The following is a 17,781-nucleotide window of genomic DNA, read 5'->3' as shown; positions in this document are numbered from 1 at the left end:
CGAAGCATAGCACAGGCTGTTTATACCGCGCACAGGCGGGTCGCGGCCCGGAACGGTTTTTTAAGATGTCACGCTCCTCGGTCACGCGGGCCAGTTCCTTCTTAAGACGCCTGACCTCCGCTTCTTGGTCCGTCTGCCTTTGCGGCTTTGAGAATTGTGCCATCCAAGTGTAGAGCGATTTGGTGCTGATCCCGAGACGTTCAGCAACCTCTTTGACCGAATATCCACGCTCTGTGACCTGTGACACCGCGTCGATTTTGAACTCATCTGAGTAGCGAATTTGCCCTGGCATTTGCGTCTTCCTTTGCTTCCAAAATTACCAAGCAAAGCGTCTACAAATCTAGGGGCACCTCAGTTCTCCGATCGAGAAACTGGGAAATTCGTTTATGGAGCTGACAGACAATGGCTAAGTTGAAATACGTCTCCGAAAGCATTTTGGCTGAACTAAAAGCAAATGTTCCGGCGAACCTTGAGAGATATCACGGCGAGGGTTTTGACGACTGCTCTAACCTAAATGGCTGGTCTATGGAGTTATCATCCGTGGAAGTCGATGCAGAGAAACTAAAGGAGCTTGATCCGGCAGTTGGAAGTGCTGTTGAAGTTTCGAACTCGTTAATCGTTTCCGACTCATTTCAAGGGATGACGCCAGCGCTCGCGACAGAGGAACGCGTCTGGACGCGTATGACCCACTTTGAGGGGTTGGAATACGCCCGCCAGCGCTGGCCCTTGAAAGATGAGCCAAAGGAAAAGTCCGGTTTGTTTGGGAGCCTCACCGGATCGAAAGAAAAGGCTGCGGGACAACGAAAACAGATACGTCATGAGAACATCAGGCAGGTTGAAACGCACTACTTTGCGCGAGGGAGAACTGGTTATCGGGATGATCACGCGATTTCGCGCCTCTGGTGGAACGCATTCATTGCTGAACGCGTGGATTCGCAGGACAAGGAGGGAGTTCTGAGAGAGTTGTTGAGAACGGCAGATATCCGTTCGAACCTCGTGGAACGCCCCATGTTGAGCAATCGACCAAGTTTGCTACGCGGCATCATCCGCGTGATGCGCAGCCATCCGGATGTTTACAACACAGAAGCGACTTTTCGGGAGTTTTTGAAAGCGCTCAACTTTCGGGGCAGTGGTGTTCTTTTTGAAGCCTTGTCAGACGGAAAAGCCGATGAAGTACTTCTGCGATGCCGGGATGACGCTCACGACAACGTCAAAAAGTCCAACAAAGCTGCCTAGCTCGAGCAGCCTCTGAAACCATCATCCAGATGGACCAGAGGCCAGTCATGCACTAACAATCATATCGGACCAGTCAGATCAGGCTACCCAATTGCATCCCCCGCTTCCGGCTGAGCTTTATACAGGGGGGAAATTGAGGCCTTGGGCGAAATTGTGTCGGGTTTTTGGTTTTTTGGCATCTAAGGATCTCCGATTAGCTCGCGTGTTGTGTCTACGGAGGGTATAGGCGCAGCGGGTGCGTATGGGGCTTCGGCAGAGTTCACACAAGTTCAGCGGTTGGGGGCTGAACATGACAGTGCGGCAGGCGGCCATCGACAATGACTAACTTCAGGTTAGCTGTGATGTTTTTATTTTGTTCTTGCTTCGAGGGAATCCTGTCGCCATAGTGGCAAAAAAAATCCCAGCGAAAATCTGAGCGTGGGCACGGAGGGCGAGCAGAATGACCGAGTTTGAATTATTGTTGCAGAAAACCGGCCATTCGGTTTCTGAGGCCGCAGAAATCCTCGGCTACTCTGAAAGTCATATCTATCGCTGGAAACGCGGTGAGGAAGCCCCGCGCGACGGCGTGATGAATCTCCTGCGCATGGAAGCCGCAGCGCGCCAGCCCGACACCTCCGGATCCGCGTTTTCCTTTATCGACCTCTTCGCCGGCATCGGAGGCCTGAGAAAGGCCATGGAGAGCGCCGGCGGCCGCTGTGTGTTCACCTCGGAATGGGATCGATTTGCCCAGCAGACCTATGATGCCAACTTTGCCGACAACCGTCCCATCGCTGGAGACATCACCGAAATCGAAGCAGCCGATATCCCGGAACATGATGTTCTGGTCGCGGGTTTCCCTTGCCAGCCGTTTTCGATTGCCGGCGTCTCGAAAAAGAACGCACTTGGCCGCGCCCACGGCTTTGATGATGAGACCCAGGGCACGCTCTTCTTCGATGTACTGCGGATCCTGAAGCATCACCGCCCGGCAGCCTTTATGCTGGAAAACGTGAAGAACCTGCGTAGCCACGACAAGGGCCGGACCTTTGAAGTTATTATGCGCAAGCTCCGGGATGAACTGGGCTACTATGTGCCTGATCCTCGGGTTCTTGATGCGGCACACTTTGTCCCACAGGGTCGGGAACGGATCGTAATTGTCGGCTTCCGTGAAGACGTGCCGTTCAGCTTTGATGATGTTGTCTTGCCACCCCGCGGACAGAGGCGTATGCGGGATATCCTGCACCCGGAAAACGGCATCGAAAACCCGGAAGGGCACTATACCCTGGGCAACGACGCCACCGTTAGCGACAAATACACCCTGACCGACAAGCTCTGGAAATACCTGCAGGACTATGCTGCGAAACACAAAGCCAAAGGCAATGGATTTGGCTTTGGTTTGGTGGATGGTGACGGCATCGCCCGAACCCTGTCCGCACGGTACTACAAAGACGGCTCCGAAATCCTGGTGAGCCGTGGTGAGGGGAACAATCCCCGGCGTCTAACCCCCCGTGAATGTGCCCGTCTGATGGGCTACCCGGAAGATTTCAGAATCCCGGTCTCAGATACACAGGCCTACAAGCAGTTTGGGAACTCGGTGGCCGTGCCGGTCTTCGCCGAAGTCGCGCGGGTGATGGAGCCGCATATTCGGTCGATCCTGACGGCTCAGGAGGCCAAACCGGCTCGCAAAGTTGGCTGACGTCCACGATCGGGAAACCCGCAGCCGCAATATGGCGGCAATCCGGGGCGCTGATACCAAACCCGAGCTTGTCATTCGTCGAGGGCTGCACGCCCGCGGGTTTCGCTATCGCCTGCACAATCGCAAACTGCCCGGGAGACCGGATCTGATTCTGCCCAGATACCGGGCCGTGATCTTTGTGAACGGGTGTTTCTGGCACGGGCATGACTGTCCGCTGTTCAAATGGCCGAAAACCCGGGAGGAGTTCTGGCGGGACAAGATCGGCGGGAACGTGGAACGGGATCAGAAGAACCAGGCTGAACTGAAAGCAGCAGGCTGGCGTGTTGGTATCGTCTGGGAATGTGCATTGAAGGGGAAACGCCGCCTCGAATCAGTAACCGTTCTGGATCTTCTTTGCGAATGGCTAAAGGGGAACGCGGAACAGTGCCTGGTTGAAGGCCGGGATCAGGAAACCACTGACACCCTTGCGTAGAGCTCCCTGAGCGCCGCTTCCAGGCGCGATGTCCCGATCCGCCATTGCGGCCGGACCTTCGCGCTGCCGTTAGCGTAGATTGTGTGGGCAGGGTCATAGTAGACCAGACCTGATGCGATCGCGCGCAGCAGCCGCCAGACATCGGTGCCTTCACACATGAACCAGGGTGCGTTGAAACAGTATTGATCACCGCCGCCATCAGGATCCTTCCGGAAACCGGCGGGTACATAGGCCGCCAGCGCGTGTTTTGTGTTCCAGGAATTAGCCAGTTTCTCGAGGGACCACCCACCAATCAGATTGTCGGTGTCCGGATCTGAGATTCCAACGAAGATTTCATCCGGGTTGTCGCTGAACTTGCCGCTCACAGGGTCAAATCCTGAGACCCGGAGAAGGTATCCGGTCGAGTTGCTCCGTTTTCCCGCGCGATGCACGCCCGTAAAGCGGTGAGAGCCGTCTCCCTTTTTCCCCTCCCAGCCATAGGTCATCATGAAATCACGAAACCTCAGACCGCCCTCTACGCCCATATCCGCCGTCGGCGTCATCAGGCTGATCTTATCACCTCTGAAGGATTTGATTTCATGACCATAGGCATCGGGTTCTTTTAGGGCGTTGGTCTCGACACCGAGCAGGGCCTCCAGCGTGTATCCGGCGCCCTGGTTTCCTTTGAACGGAACGATGGTGCCACCCTTGTTTCTGACAGACGGGTGCCAGCCGGCAGCGACAATCCCCCGAAGCTCGCGGGTCAGCTGTTCCTGCGGCGTCACCGTTGCGTCGCCGGTGACATTCAGGATGCCAAGCACACCCGAGATGCCCGAGGGCGCGAGTTCGGGAAAATCCGCTACGACCGGGTCATCACGTTCGGTCAGAAGCTGCCCGAAGATTTCACCAACCCGATTGGCTCCAATCCCGAGGATGCGTTTTCCGAACTCGGCCTGTTTGGTTCGTCGGATTGCAGCGGGTGCCCATTTGCAGCCTTTTAAGAATCCCGACAGCCGGGCTTCCGGATACTGAAAATATTCAATCAGCTTCGTGTCCGGGGCATGGAACCGGTTGCCTTTTCCATCCAGCCAGAAAAAGTTGAGGTGCGCCTCTGTAATTGGCCGACCTGCGGCTGAGTTTCGTTTCTTCGTGCTGCTGCTTGGTTCGCGCAGACGAATTTCGCGGACCGGGAATGCGTTGACCAGACCTTCAAGCTGGCTGGCGAGCACAATCTGGTTTTTGTCGTTGTCCTGTTTGGGGGCGAGAACCTTAACGTAAATTCGGTCAACACCCGCATCACTGAATAAATTTCGGAACTGATCGATTGATGAAATACCCATGTGCGGACACTAGCGCGATGGTTGTGTCAGGTACAATGGGGGGCAACGGCCCTAAGCCGACTTTGGCGATTGCTTTCGTCGCTGCAATGCGGCACGCCAATCAAGACAACCACGCAAATCGATCAGGAAGCTGTGTTATTTTTCGCTGAGCCGTGTCGCTAGCTCTACTGCAAAACGCGAGGCTTTATCCCGTGTGCAAACAATGTGAATTTCGGTTTCTGCGCGGGTAAACCCAACATAAAACAGGCGGCGCGCTTCCATGATCTCTCGTTCACTCGGCCTTCTTCTTGGGATGCCACCCTCATCCATTCCGAACATCACGACTACGCGAAACTCTCTGCCCTTCGAACTGTGCAGCGTTGTCAGGTTGATGCGGTTATTGCCCTCGCCATGCCCGCAAAACTGGCCGAGACTCATTTCTTCATGCGGTTCTCCAGGCGCTGTTTTTGAGATCAGATCGTCAAGCTTCTCGCTCTCATCGACGAGCGTTCGCGAACGACTAAAGACTTCGACCAGAGGCTCTTGCCGCAGCGCGCCCAGCCAGTCGTGAAGGCTAAGCGTGCTGTCGCGCCGTTCCCACAAGAGCCTTAAGAGGGCTCTCTGGAACTCCATGCGGGCTGCATCAGTCTGCAAGGCGTCGGAAAACATCCTATTGGCTTCGCCCACGATCCGCGAAAAGCGCGGATTACCTGATCTCCATCCATCGCAGCACCAAATTGCGCTCTGTTCAAGCCAGCGCATCAAACGGCTGGAACGTGGATAAATCGCCTGATTGTCAGCACGAATGGTCGCGTGGCCACGTTCAGCGGCAGCTTCGGCCAATATGTTCCCCAGCCATGCCGCAGGGTAAAGGATCGCGACATCACCCAGCTGTAGATTGGGATGCCTCTCCAACGCTTCTGGCAAAAGCGTGTCGAAAACATATGCGGCTTGTGCTTCGTATCTTCCTTGAAGTGGGTGAAAATAGACCGTGCCCTCGGCAGCGTCTTCGGGGGCTTCGTATCCGCGTTCTTCGCCAAGAGCGAATTGTGATGCACGTACGATCTCCGAGCCGCAGCGATAGTTCAGGCGTAGCCTGACGGTCTCGACATCATCGCGCTCCGATAGGCGCTGAAGCAGCCCCGGTGCTGCGCCCGTGAAGCCATAGATTGACTGATCGACATCGCCAACCGCGAAGAGGCGGATACCTGTAGTAAAGCACAAGCCCATGACCATCTGGTGAAGCGCGCGCCCGAGGTCTTGGTATTCATCCACGATCAAGACTGGATACTTCGCCTTGATCGCCTCACGAAGCCATTCGTGCTCCTTTAGGGCGCGCAACGATAGTAGTGTCATATCGTCGAAATCGATGAGCCCTGCCGCACGCAATTCTTCTTCGTAGGCAAGCACGAGTTCAGCCAAGACGCCATCCGTCTCCAAGAATTCGGGACTGTCGCGATCAAGGTAACGACGGCGGTAGCGGTCAAGCTGGTTCCTCCAGCGCGCGTGCGGATCGTCTCCTTCCGCAATGATACGGTCGTAAGCACGTTCCAATGCACCGCGTTGCTCGCCGTTGGATGCGACTTGGAAATCGTCGGGCAACCCCATGCCAGCAACTTCCGCATAGGGCAGAATGATCTGCTTCAGGGAGAAGGAGTGAACCGTTCCGATGAAAACCCTTTCCCCCGCCTCGATGCCAAGTGCCTGGAGGCGCTGTTCTAGCTCACGTGCGCATTCGTTGTTGTAGGTGATGCAGGCAACGCCGCGTGGCTCGTGCACGTCCTCTGAAAGAATGCGCGCAAGCTTGACAGTTAGGGTCTTCGTCTTGCCGCTCCCAGGTCCTGCAATAACCACGCAGTGCCCCTCGGATTCGTACGCTGCCCATTGGCCTTCGTTCGGGCGAAGCTCCTCGGCGGCTCGAAGATAAAGCCCGCGATTAGACACGATCAGCAACGAACTCTATGGCGCGGGTGATATAGTCTGGAGGGTCGATGCCATCGACGTAAGATAGCATTCGCTGCGCGAACCGACCTTTGCCAATCCCATCGATCATTTTTAGGAGCTCTTCAGGATCGAGCTTGGTCGGATCATCTTCCCATGCCTTGATTTTTTCCTTCCGCGCCGCACTCAGCTTGTATTCATTCAGAACGGAGAAAATTGCTGGCGCAAAACCCTCAGCGAACAGGTCAGTCTCCAGAGTCGTGAGGTTCGAAAACACTCCAAACTCTTCGCAACGCTCGGCAAAATCATCTTCGTCAAGTTCTTTAAGTTCTTCGATAAGCGCCTCTGGCTTCTCTCCGGTGCGCTGGGTCTCTATGGCTGCAACGAGGCGCAAGGATCGATTCCAACCAAGGGGGCTTTTGCCCTCTCTCGGGTCCCAGTCTGTGATGACAGCAAACGGGATACCGAGACCGACCAAGAATTTCGCGTAGGGCCGAAAATTTGTACCCGCAACTGAGCAGACGGTGATGCCCAGTTCGTCGAGCGACTTACCCAAGGCTTCTGCGAACGCGGGAACTAGAAAGCGTTCTGCATCACCTTCCACCAACAAAACGCCGCGCGCGAACAGGATTTCGGCGCGCGTAACGTCTAGGTATCTTGCGATGTCGTCGGCTTCTTTCGACTCAAGACTGATCGATTGCGTCGCATAGCCTTTCGTTCCATCATCGCCTTCATCCTTGAGCAGCACTACGGATCTTAAGGGTGCAACGCTCGCAATGTGCGGCGAATGCGTCGTCAAAATAATCGAAAGGGGCGCACCACCTTCCTGCGCTTCCGTGAATACGTGACGATAGACCGACCGTTGAAGATGCGGATGCAAATGGGCTTCCGGCTCTTCGATCGCTAGGAAGGTATGATCGCGATGATTTTCCTCGATGAGTCTTCGTAGTTCGAGAGACTTCAGCGTTAGGAAAACCAGGTTGGCTGATCCGAGGCTGGCATCGCTGATCCCGCGCTCACCTTCGTCGATCAATAACCTCACCGCGCGGTAAAGCCGTGCAGGGTCAGTGGGACTGAAGCCAAGCTTAGGATGGATGTCTTGCTTCTCCCCGCTCATTTCTTGGAAGAGATCAGCAATGCTTTTTTCAAGGGCCGCCACTTCATCAAACTGGGTGACTTTCGCCGTCGCTTCTTCGATGGCCTCTCCGATTTCCTCAAGCTCTTCAGCGTCAACGCCCTTGAACGCTTCTTCGATGAGCGGTCGCAGCGGTGATCGCTGCCAAACAGAAAGGTCGCTCTCGGCATCGCGAAGCGCCGGCAGGACATCCATCGTGATCCGCCGTCTGAGTTTGTGGCCGAAGGTCTTGGTCTCGCTCTCACCCCCATAGCAGATGAATTCGTAGTCCTCCGCGGCTCCAGGTTCGCCATCCAGATCAGCTATCGGCCTGAGCTCGTAGGTCAGGCGAACGGTTTCTGGGTCATCATTGAGCCGAAAATCGGTGAGCGTCGCGAGGATGTCTGGATCATCCTCAAATTCTTTGATCTCGACGCTGACCAGTATCCTGTCCTCCTTCGTGAGCTCTGCGAGTCCATCCCAGAAGTCTGATAGTCCAAGCTGCCGCGCGCTATCGGGTAGCGAGGGATCAAAAATGAGCCTTAGGGCATGAAGTAGGTTGCTCTTGCCGACGCGGTTCTCGCCCACGACAACTAGATTGCCGCCTAACCGAACATCGAGGTCGGCGAAGTTCCGAAAGTTCTCAATTTTTATTCGGGAGAGATGCACGATTGGCCTCAATTCAAAGTTTATACTGATGATCCATGCCTACAACCCTAACAGTTTCTTTCAATAGGGAAAGCCCGCAAAGAGCGAATAAGTGGGTTCGCGAATAACAGCTCCGCGTCCAGAGCGGGGAGTCTGCGCTTCCGCAGCCAACGTCAGCTTCCCGCCCTTCTTTCAGAAACGACTGGACTTCGGTGCGTTGTGGAGCGGTAGTGTTCGCACCTTCCAGGTTGCCCGGGATTGCCGGGCTCCACTCAGTACGGGGCGAGGGATTGGCCTTTGCCCGCAGAGTGGAGAAAGACGATGTCCATCAAGACCAAACCCAAAGCGCCAGCGTCTAAACAGGTCAAAGCAAGTCCCAACCGTCAGCAACAACTGGTTAGGCTGCTGAACCGCAAGTCCGGCGCCTCGATTACACAGATGCAGGAGGCCTTCGGCTGGCAGCCGCATACAGCGCGTGCTGCAATATCGACGCTGCGCAAAGCCGGAACGGTTGTCGAGCGAGCCGATACCGACAAGGGCTCGATCTATCGGATCGCGGGTGAGGGCTGAGGTCATGGCGACAGACAACATCCACAAACTTGAAGACGCGATCGTTGCGGTCGAGGAGTTGGACCGGCCCGGGTGCCTCGATCAATGGCGAGAGGCATTTGGCCGTCTTCCACCGAAGTATCTCTCACCTCAGTTCATGAGACGGGTGCTGATCTGGCAGCTGCAGAATCGATTGCTGGGCGGGTTATCGGCGAAGACGGAACGCCAATTGAAACAGATCACATCGGGAAACGCGCCGCCGACGGTGGCCAAACCAGGATCGCACCTGGTTCGGGAATGGAACGGGCGCACTTACCAGATTGAGGTGATTGACGGCGGCTATGTCATGGATGGCAGGACATGGCGGTCCCTGTCAGCTTTGGCACGGCATATCACAGGCGCCCGCTGGTCCGGACCACGCTTCTTTGGGGTTCAGTAATGCGCCGGATCCGCTGTGCCATCTATACCCGTAAGAGCTCGGAAGACGGTCTGGAGCAGGACTTCAACTCGCTGGATGCCCAGCGGGAAGCCTGTGAGGCCTATATCGCCAGCCAGAAGCACGAGGGCTGGGAACTGCTGCCCGATCACTATGATGACGGTGGCATATCGGGCGGTCACCTGGATCGCCCGGCGCTTCAGCGTCTGATGCGGGCTGTGGACGAGAAACGCATTGATCAGATCGTGGTCTACAAGATCGACCGCCTGACGCGTTCTCTGGCCGACTTCGCCAAGCTGGTTGACCGGCTGGATGCGGCTGAGACATCTTTCGTATCTGTCACGCAAAGCTTTAACACCGCCACCAGCATGGGGCGCCTGACCTTGAACATGCTACTCAGCTTTGCCCAATTTGAACGTGAGGTCACCGCCGAGCGTATCCGGGACAAAATCGCCGCCTCCAAGCGGAAGGGTATGTGGATGGGAGGAAGCGTTCCGCTTGGCTATCAGCCGGATGGCCGAACACTGAAGATCGACGAGGCTGAAGCTGAAACGATCAGGACGCTTTTTGACCTCTATCTGAAACTTGGCACGCTGCGGGATGTGAAAGAACGCGCGGAGGAACTCGACCTCAGATCGCGGCGCCGTGAACGAGCGGGCGGTCGGATCTCGGGAGGAACGCACTTCGAACGCGGTCATCTCCAGCATATCCTGAGCAACCCGGTCTATGCGGGTCGCATCCGGCACAAACAAAAGGTCTATGATGGACAGCATCCAGCCATCATTGAACCTGTGGTTTGGGACAAAGTTCAGGACATGATGCAGAGTGGGGCAGCCGTTGCTCGCGGCTCCAGACAAAAGGCGACAAGATCCCCTCTGGCGGGCAAGCTCTTTGATGAAACCGGCGATCGTCTGACGCCCAGCCACAGCCGAAAGAACGGTAAACGACTTCGCTACTATATTTCCCGCAGACTGGTCAAAGATCGCAGCCGGAAACATCCGGATGCCTGGCGGCTACCCGCAGATCAGGTGGAGGGCTTGCTGGCTGAACTGATTGGGCAACATCTGACCAGACCCGGCGCGGCGGTCGCAATGACCGAAGGTTTGACGGCAGCCGAACTGACAGACGTATCGAAAAAGCTTCAGGATCAGGGCGATGCAACGGAACGACTGGCTTTGATCGAACGAGTCGGTCTGCGACAGGGTTGCCTTACGGTACGGCTGGACATGGCAATGCTTGCTGACCGCCTTGGCCGCAAACCGGAGCAGATCAATCTGGGTGAACTGACAATCGAAGCTCCATTTCAGATGCGCCGGCGTGGTGTGGAACTGAAACTGCACCTCGGAGAACCACCGGCAGAGATCGACAGAACGCTGGTGCAGAACATCATGAAGGGGCGCAGCTGGCTGGCAATGGTCATCGCGGGTAAAACCTTCTCTGAAATCGCCGACTCCGATGGGGTCTCGAAACGCCGTGTGCAGGACGTGGTCAATCTCGCATTGCTTTCGCCTGACGTTCTTGACCGCATTGCCGCCGGCGAGCAGCCAGATGGTCTCACCACGGACTACCTGATCAAGACCCGCTTCTCGGCTGTCTGGTCAGAGCAGCGCGAGCAGTTCGCCGCACTCTGAAACAAAAAAAACCTGAAACGCGCAAACTAGTACCGCCGGAATCGCAAACAGAGACTACGGCGTGAAATCGGCCCTGTTCGTGCTCTTGTCTGCGTCTCTGCTGAAATTCCTGTCTGCCAAGCGTCCGAAAACACGCGACATTCGCGCGGCAAAGACTCAGCGTCTCAGAATAGGGAAGTGTGTGGCTGGGGTGGTAGGAATCCTTGCCTCCCTATGATCGTCCTAGCCTTTTCCTGACCTCCTGAGAAACTGGGGCAGTAACTGGGGCAGTTCTGACGTCCAAGTGTATGAGGACAGGAAGTGGCGGGGCTGGGTCAGATTACTGGGAACTGAACTCGTAGAACCGCTGGTCTCCCCGATCGAACACCTTGATCTTCAGTTGGACATCCCGCCCGCTGCTCAACAGTGCCTTCGACCGGCAGGTCAACTGGGACGCCGACCGAGACACCTGACGAGGGTTCGATAGCTCCAGCACCCGGAAGGACACCTCTGCATCGACTGACCGCTGGCGACGCTCTGAAGGTCTTCGCAGGTGATCTCCGAGATCGGGCGGGCAGCTCAAGGTCGCTGATGGACAGACCAAGGGCTTCCATGCGGACTATGCCGACCTCGGAACAACCTATCTAATCTGATGCGTCCGGTTCACAGCCGACCTTGATGGTTGATTCAGCGATCGGCCGGAACGAGCCCAAAGTGACGGATGCTGCCGGAAGAACGAATGTCGGCTAACAAAACTTAAGGTCTAAATTTCTACCCGAATAAACCTGCAATTTCATTCGAAGAATTGCGGCTTTGTAGGGTGTATTCGTTGAAGCACTGACTTGCGCATCGAAATCGCGAGTCGATCGTGAAATATTGGCACAGTGCAGTTTGCCGCTTTCTCAGAAAGCCACCCGTCATCAATTCTCCAGCGGCGGAAAAACAACCAATCCAATTCGTTTCGCCGTGAGAATTCCAGGGATCGCCGGGCTCGTTCCTGTGATGGGACCTCACCCAAACGTGCCTTTGGCCCGTACTTTTCGCGGCCTTCAGCGATTATCTCGGCATGCCGATTGATAAGCGCGCCGATGTCATCATCGTTGATAACAATCAGCTTTGATATCTCGGAGGCAATTTCTTCAGGCATAAAGGCAACCGCTTTTTGAACTGCGTCCAGAAAACGATCATCTTTACCATAGTCTAGAGCCCAATCTTTGGGTGACGTTCGCCATAACACGAAAACGGCTTCCTCGGTCCAGCCTCCACCTGCGATCAGGCCAAGCTGCTCGAGTAGTTTTAGAACTTCTGGTTGGCAGTGCGCGGGGCCCAATCCAAAACGCTCAGCAATATTTGGAGGTGGGGGTGTTGGAGCGTCCTTCCTCGCGATGACAAAGGCTCTACCGATACGGTCCGGTGGGGAGGTTCCGTCCGGCGAGCGATACGACAACTTTTTATGTTGCTGCGCGAGCCAAAGAACAGCGATGCATATGTCGTCCCATCGTGGCAAATTTTCAGGCTGTTCTGGATGAGCCTTTGGTATTGCCCCCCAATTCGTTGCATCGGCAAAACCCAGTCTAACCAAACCCGTGCAACCTATCTGATACGCCGTTGACGCATGGTCATTCCAGCCTGGCCGGTCTCTATCTCTTGGCAGATTGCCCGTAAGAAATTCTGCGGCTGCCGTTGCCCATTTTGGGTAATCTTCAAACATACTGAGTGCAAAATCCAAATCGGGTCATGCAAAACCTAAGTCAGAATAGTATAAATGGTGACAACCCTGACTACAACAAAATCGACATTTGGAAGGCCGAAGCGAACGGCAACTCCGTCCCACGCGGCGGTCATCTGGCTTTTTCAGGTGGATCACTGCTCTGAGACCGTTTTTACTGTATTTCTGCAAAGTCGCTAATGTCCGCTCTGTTGTTTATTGGGAAAGTGTGAAGGACGTGATGAAGCATTCTCGGGTGCGAGCACTTTGGCTTTTGGGATCTGCGATAACTCTTGCAGCTTGCAGTTTCGACGGCGAAGTACTTCGAGAGTACCTTCCCGCGGAAGTGTCAACAGCGCCGTCCATTTACAATAAGCGAGACATTTTGGTCTGCGCGTTGTCGATCTACCAGCTCCCAGACAGCACCCAACACTTGGATGTTCCGTTATCGAAGCCAGATCATTCCTCAAGTGAATGGTATCAACTTCCGCTCGCTGGAAAAGTTGAGGACGCCTCGTTCGCAACGCAAGCACTGTTTGACGGCAATGAATGTTTTGATCTTGAAGCTCAAACGATCACCGGGCTGAGGCAACTTTCAGAATACTACTCCGCGGAACAGCAAGGCTACTTCATCGAACTAAGGGATAATTTGATTTTGGTGCATGATACAGTTCGCAATCTGATCATTATCTCCAGCCGCGCTCGTTAGCGATCCAATGCGAAGCAGTCATTCACACAACTCACATAGTGGCAGCTTTGTCCGCATAGGAGTCCTTTGCGCAACGTGCAGCGATTGACCGATTTCCGCCCTTCGCAACGGATGATGCTGGAACCACTAAGGCTCAGCAAGAGGGCTCGAACCGGACCTTCTCCGCGCCTTGAACGACTTGCACCTAAGGGCCTTCCGCTCCCCGAGAAACCGAGGAACCTCGCGTACCTAACATGATAGCAATCATGGAGGTTTCTCATGCTTATCAAACTATTGAAGGGTCTGGCTCGTGAGGCCCGCAACACCCCCAAGTCCCGGCTGAGCTGGGAGCAGGAGATCGTGGCGACGTTGTTCGCGGCGTGGGTCCTGACCTTGCTCTTCGGCGGCTGATGGAGCTCGCTGAAGGGACCGTGGTGATCATTCGCGCCTTCGATGACATCCCCGAACACACCTTCCGCATCGACTACATCTTTGACGACTGCGTCGGTGGCTACTCGCTGACTGGCCCGCTGGCCGGTGAATACGGCGAACCAGACTTCGACATGATCGTCGGCATCGTCCCGGAAGACTGAAGGCAATCCCAATAACCAACACAGGAGGAGACAGATGTCTGCTCAGATCAAGTATGCGTACTTGAAGGGTCACACGTGGCTGTTCAGGCGCAACTGGCCCAAGGACGTGGCGATGGTCCTTGGTCAGCAAGCCCTCAAGCAATCGCTCAAGACCGGTGATCCGGCAACTGCACGGCGTAGAGCCGCTGAGGTCAACGCCCGCTACGAGGCAACGCTGGAGAGCGTCAGAGAGGGCGCTCAGGCAACGCTTCCCGTTCTGGATGGCCCTGATGATCCAGGAGAGGTTCTGGAGCACCTGCGGGCCTCTCTGGCACACTCTGGAGGCGTGCCCAAGTCGAGGGACTTCCTGAAGCTCGTCCAGCCCACCAAGGTTTACGTTCAGGAAGTAGGACGAACCTACCTTGGTCGGCGTTCCGACGAGCTGCGTCCGGGAGGCTTCAAGTCAGTGCGCTACTCCGTTGGTCTGTTCATCAGCCGATACGGGGAGCATAGCCTGTGCGGCCTGACGCGCACCGAGGGGCGGGAGTTCCTGTCGCTGATCAGCCAGCTTTCTCCAACCATAGGTCGATCGGAGACAACCAGAGGCCTGTCGCTGGACCAGTTGGTGCGGTACTCGTCTTATGGATCGGCCCGGATCACGACACGAACCCAGAAGCGTATCTGGTCGCAGGTCAATCACTTCCTCGACTGGTGCGTCTACGAGGGGAAACTGGAGGCCAACCCTTTTCGAACGGTTCCCTTCGATCAGAAGGTGCGCCCTCAGCCCTATGCAGTGCCGACTGACGACGAGGTGGTGCGGATGCTGACCACCAAGGATCAGCGCCTGCGTCAGTTGCTCTTGTTCTGCCTGTTGTCGGGAATGCGCGCGGGAGAGGCAGCGGGGTTGCTCCGGGAGGACTTCGTGGCCAAGGGCAATCTGGGGTCGTTTGTTCATGTGCGCCCTAACGACTTGCGCCTGTTGAAGACGGACGCGGCGGAGCGGATGGTTCCGGTACATCCGGTTCTGGACGACCTGTTGCGCGACCTGCCAACCGAGGGGCCGCTGTTCCCTGACCTTAGCGTTAACCACGTGACCAAGGGGTTCGCGGCGATGAGGGAGGCGCTGGGGCTGGAGAGACCGGGGCTGGTGTTCCACTCCACCCGCAAGTGGTTCATCACCCAATTCGAACGGACAGGCGTTCCTGAGCACTTCACTGCCAGCATCGTTGGTCACAAGTCGGCCCGATCTGAGAACGGGATCACCTACAGCATCTACTCCGCCGGCATCTCTGATGAGCAGAAGCGGTCGATTGTGGATCAGATCAGGTTGCCAGCGGGGTGCTCGCCATGAACCGGATACCCGACATCGATGCTTTCGAGGAAAGGGCCGCTATCGCTGAGTACGATGGCGGTCTTTCTCGTTCTGAGGCGGAGAACTTGGCTGCGAAGGCTCAGGGGTTCGCTGATGCCGACGCCTACTGGCAGTGGCTCGCTGACTACGTGGTCAACCGAAAGGTGCCCTAAGACTTCCCTCGGCTGGCTTCGCGCTGGCCGGGGGTGACTGGCTTTGCTTTTTTCTTCAGGCAAAAAAGGACGGCTCGGAATCCGAAGCAGTTATCGGCACGAACAGCGACAACAGTTCCAAAAGGAGGCATGTTTGCGAGGTCGATTTACACTGATTTCACCAGTGAAGAGGCCAAGTGATTTTTGTCATCTGTTGAGCTAGGGTGCTGGTAGGAGACTGCACATGCATCGAAATCCAAGACTCTCGGCTCTTAATTCCTGGTTGGTAGCTGGAGCGCCTGGTGCGGACGGCTTTAGCGAAATTAATGCTGAGATCGGTCGCCGCCTGAAAGCAGCCAACCTTCCTGTCGACTTCTTTGGCATCTATAAGACGTTGATGCACCCCGAATTGCCCGGACGGTTTGATTTCTGGACAGAAGTCGCAGGCCCCAAAACAGTTCGGTTGACACCCCGTCAGCTCAGAGAAAGCGATCAATGGATCGGAACGCCGGGTCAGGTCTGCAGCAATACTGGACGGATGCTGCTTTATTCATTCGGGGATAATCCGGATTTCGACGGAAGGCCCGACATGAAGGCGCTTCAAAAGAGAGGGTATGTTCAAAGCCTCTGCCTGCCATTGCACTCGAGGTACACGCCTGATCTCAACGTTGCTATCGCTATGACCAAGGCCAACGGCGGTTTCGATGAGGACCAGATCGAGGTCTTTCGCGGTCTCCAGGCGCCTATCGCGCGCGTTACAGAAGGCTTCGTATTGCACGAAAGCACAGTCGCAGTTTTGTCCACCTATGTCGGTCGCGATGCTGGATCGCGGGTCCTGACCGGGAACATCCGACGCGGTGATACCGAAAACATTCCGTCTATCGTGCTTTTCATTGACCTCGAGAGCTTTACGCAATTCTCCAACACCGCTGCCCCGGAAGACACCATCGGCTACTTGAACCGCTTCTTTTCCGTTCTTGATGAATCTGTGTGCAGGAATGGCGGTGAAATTCTCAAATTTATTGGGGACGGTGCTATGGCTATCTTTCCGACACCTGACGACCAGTCTGCGCAAATTGCGGCCATTGATGGCGCACTAGCCACTCTGGAAGAAACGCGCATGTCGATGGTGGACAAAACCATAGGCGAAACAACCCTCAACTTTCGTGCCGCGCTAAATGTTGGCGACGTTCACTATGGCAATATTGGTAGCGTCAATCGAATGGATTTCACCGTTGTAGGACCGACTGTAAACTTGACCGCACGCTTACTTGAGGTTGGCGCATCACTTGGCAAGCGCATGGTGTGCTCTTATGAGGTCTATCGGCTAATAGACGCTGACCTAGAGGATCTTGGAGAACATTCATTCAAAGGATTCGAAAAGCCAGTTCGGGTTTTCTCGCTTGAGGACTATGGCTGAACAGTTCAGTTACTTCGGACTGTCTGATGTTAGCGCCACGGGCCAGGTGGACAGTTGGCTGACGCAGGCTGAGCTATCCGACCGCCCGATATCGGAGATCACCTGCGAAGACCTTCAGAGCGTCGCCAGCGGTCAGTCGATGCAGAGGCGTCCTACCGGGTAATGGCGTTATCGAACCCTCGTCAGGTGTCTCGGTCGGCGTCCCAGTTGACCTGCCGGTCGAAGGCACTGTTGAGCAGCGGGCGGGATGTCCAACTGAAGATCAAGGTGTTCGATCGGGGAGACCAGCGGTTCTACGAGTTCAGTTCCCAGTAATCTGACCCAGCCCCGCCACTTCCTGTCCTCATACACTTGGACGTCAGAACTGCCCCAGTTACTGCCCCAGTTTCTCAGGAGGTCAGGAAAAGGCTAGGACGATCATAGGGAGGCAAGGATTCCTACCACCCCAGCCATCTTCCTTAAGATCAGTAGAACAAGAAGTCAGGCACCCCGAGGGTCCTGAGAATGCCCCTGTTTGTGCCCCAGTGGTTGGGGTCATGCTGGAGCCTAGGCAGCGTGCTACGAGAGCGGTGGAGAAGGCACCCCGGGCACCCGTGGCGGGTGCTGAGGGTGGGTCGGGAGCCTCCAGTGCGAGTGCTGAAGGCCCACGCCACAGGTGGCTAGAGCAGATCGAAGTCGACCCCATTCGCCCAGTAGTCCCAGTCGTCTCGCTTGTTATCCGCTGCCGACCCCTCAATCAGGTGCTCTGGCCGGACGCAGCACTTGTTATGGCATCGATGGCGAACCACCGTCGACCCATCGAGTACCGCCCGGTTGACCACGCAGTAGACGAACCGCGCCGCTGAGACTTGCCGCCCCCGGTAGCGTATCTTTGGTCGTGTCTTGGATGAGGCCACCCAGCACCCGTTTTCATC

Annotated in this window: 18 protein-coding genes; 12 read left to right on the top strand and 6 right to left on the bottom strand. The window is 55.8% G+C overall.

The features are described 5' to 3' along the window. Positions 1–292 (bottom strand): transposase (locus tag BMZ35_RS20295; protein WP_131814415.1); only part of this gene is annotated, 292 nt, incomplete at its 3' end. Between the two features lie 110 nt (positions 293–402). Here BMZ35_RS20295 and BMZ35_RS20290 point away from each other — a divergent pair. The 3 genes from BMZ35_RS20290 to BMZ35_RS20280 all read left to right on the top strand — a co-directional run bounded on the left by BMZ35_RS20290 (position 403) and on the right by BMZ35_RS20280 (position 3,380). After that, positions 403–1,236 carry a DUF6339 family protein gene (locus BMZ35_RS20290; RefSeq protein WP_093097186.1) on the top strand — a complete coding sequence of 278 codons (834 nt, stop codon included), beginning with the start codon at positions 403–405 and terminating at the stop codon, positions 1,234–1,236. Between the two features lie 439 nt (positions 1,237–1,675). Beyond that, positions 1,676–2,908, top strand: a complete 1,233-nt coding sequence (gene dcm / locus BMZ35_RS20285; RefSeq protein ID WP_093097184.1) for a DNA (cytosine-5-)-methyltransferase — start codon at positions 1,676–1,678, stop codon at positions 2,906–2,908. After that, positions 2,901–3,380, top strand: coding sequence for a very short patch repair endonuclease (locus BMZ35_RS20280; protein WP_093097182.1), 480 nt, complete (start codon positions 2,901–2,903; stop codon positions 3,378–3,380). The genes dcm and BMZ35_RS20280 overlap by 8 nt, the downstream gene beginning before the upstream one ends. On the opposite strand, the gene BMZ35_RS20275 is transcribed toward BMZ35_RS20280, so the two are convergent. The 3 genes from BMZ35_RS20275 to BMZ35_RS20265 all read right to left on the bottom strand — a co-directional run bounded on the left by BMZ35_RS20275 (position 3,353) and on the right by BMZ35_RS20265 (position 8,402). Then, on the bottom strand, positions 3,353–4,699 hold the full coding sequence (locus BMZ35_RS20275) for an MvaI/BcnI family restriction endonuclease (protein WP_093097179.1): 1,347 nt from the start codon (positions 4,697–4,699) through the stop codon (positions 3,353–3,355). The two genes, BMZ35_RS20280 and BMZ35_RS20275, sit on opposite strands and share 28 nt — an antisense overlap. Positions 4,700–4,834: 135 nt before the next feature. After that, on the bottom strand, positions 4,835–6,622 hold the full coding sequence (locus BMZ35_RS20270; protein WP_093097188.1) for an ATP-dependent helicase: 1,788 nt from the start codon (positions 6,620–6,622) through the stop codon (positions 4,835–4,837). Beyond that, positions 6,615–8,402 carry an ATP-dependent nuclease gene (locus BMZ35_RS20265; protein WP_093097178.1) on the bottom strand — a complete coding sequence of 596 codons (1,788 nt, stop codon included), beginning with the start codon at positions 8,400–8,402 and terminating at the stop codon, positions 6,615–6,617. The genes BMZ35_RS20270 and BMZ35_RS20265 overlap by 8 nt, the downstream gene beginning before the upstream one ends. A gap of 300 nt (positions 8,403–8,702) precedes the next feature. Between BMZ35_RS20265 and BMZ35_RS20260 the strand changes: the two genes are divergently transcribed. Genes BMZ35_RS20260 through BMZ35_RS20250 form a run of 3 tightly spaced genes read left to right on the top strand, consistent with a single transcriptional unit; the run spans position 8,703 to position 10,997 of the window. Beyond that, on the top strand, positions 8,703–8,951 hold the full coding sequence (locus tag BMZ35_RS20260) for a DUF3489 domain-containing protein (RefSeq protein WP_093097175.1): 249 nt from the start codon (positions 8,703–8,705) through the stop codon (positions 8,949–8,951). A gap of 4 nt (positions 8,952–8,955) precedes the next feature. Continuing rightward, positions 8,956–9,369: a DUF2924 domain-containing protein gene (locus tag BMZ35_RS20255; RefSeq protein ID WP_093097173.1), complete on the top strand. Its 414-nt coding sequence runs from the start codon at positions 8,956–8,958 to the stop codon at positions 9,367–9,369. Further along, the gene (locus BMZ35_RS20250; protein WP_093097170.1) at positions 9,369–10,997 is read left to right on the top strand and encodes a recombinase family protein; all 1,629 of its coding nucleotides are present in this window, start codon (positions 9,369–9,371) and stop codon (positions 10,995–10,997) included. Before BMZ35_RS20255 ends, BMZ35_RS20250 begins: the two co-directional genes overlap by 1 nt. A gap of 772 nt (positions 10,998–11,769) precedes the next feature. On the opposite strand, the gene BMZ35_RS20245 is transcribed toward BMZ35_RS20250, so the two are convergent. Then, a complete protein-coding gene (locus BMZ35_RS20245; RefSeq protein WP_093097168.1) occupies positions 11,770–12,687 on the bottom strand; it encodes a hypothetical protein in 918 nt (305 codons plus the stop codon). Between the two features lie 226 nt (positions 12,688–12,913). On the opposite strand from BMZ35_RS20245, the gene BMZ35_RS20240 reads away from it, so the two are divergent. From BMZ35_RS20240 to BMZ35_RS20225, 6 genes are all read left to right on the top strand, one after another. After that, positions 12,914–13,393, top strand: coding sequence for a hypothetical protein (locus BMZ35_RS20240; RefSeq protein ID WP_131814414.1), 480 nt, complete (start codon positions 12,914–12,916; stop codon positions 13,391–13,393). Between the two features lie 258 nt (positions 13,394–13,651). Beyond that, positions 13,652–13,783: a hypothetical protein gene (locus BMZ35_RS21265; protein ID WP_278247175.1), complete on the top strand. Its 132-nt coding sequence runs from the start codon at positions 13,652–13,654 to the stop codon at positions 13,781–13,783. Next, complete coding sequence (locus BMZ35_RS20235) at positions 13,783–13,965, top strand: hypothetical protein (RefSeq protein ID WP_093097163.1); 183 nt, start codon at positions 13,783–13,785, stop codon at positions 13,963–13,965. Before BMZ35_RS21265 ends, BMZ35_RS20235 begins: the two co-directional genes overlap by 1 nt. Positions 13,966–13,999: 34 nt before the next feature. Next, on the top strand, positions 14,000–15,295 hold the full coding sequence (locus BMZ35_RS20230; RefSeq protein WP_093097160.1) for a DUF6538 domain-containing protein: 1,296 nt from the start codon (positions 14,000–14,002) through the stop codon (positions 15,293–15,295). Continuing rightward, entirely contained in the window at positions 15,292–15,468 is a 177-nt protein-coding gene (locus BMZ35_RS21015) for a hypothetical protein (protein ID WP_165610151.1), read from the top strand. Before BMZ35_RS20230 ends, BMZ35_RS21015 begins: the two co-directional genes overlap by 4 nt. 223 nt (positions 15,469–15,691) lie before the next feature. Then, positions 15,692–16,867 carry an adenylate/guanylate cyclase domain-containing protein gene (locus tag BMZ35_RS20225; protein ID WP_093097158.1) on the top strand — a complete coding sequence of 392 codons (1,176 nt, stop codon included), beginning with the start codon at positions 15,692–15,694 and terminating at the stop codon, positions 16,865–16,867. 659 nt (positions 16,868–17,526) lie between these two features. Here the strand turns inward: BMZ35_RS20225 and BMZ35_RS21345 are convergent. Beyond that, entirely contained in the window at positions 17,527–17,655 is a 129-nt protein-coding gene (locus BMZ35_RS21345) for an HNH endonuclease (RefSeq protein ID WP_423227770.1), read from the bottom strand. Positions 17,656–17,781 lie beyond the last annotated feature (126 nt).

Source organism: Shimia aestuarii (genome assembly GCF_900114635.1).
Lineage (GTDB): Bacteria > Pseudomonadota > Alphaproteobacteria > Rhodobacterales > Rhodobacteraceae > Shimia > Shimia aestuarii.
The sequence above is the reverse complement of the archived record's forward strand: the minus strand, read 5'-3'. Positions and strand labels throughout refer to the sequence as shown.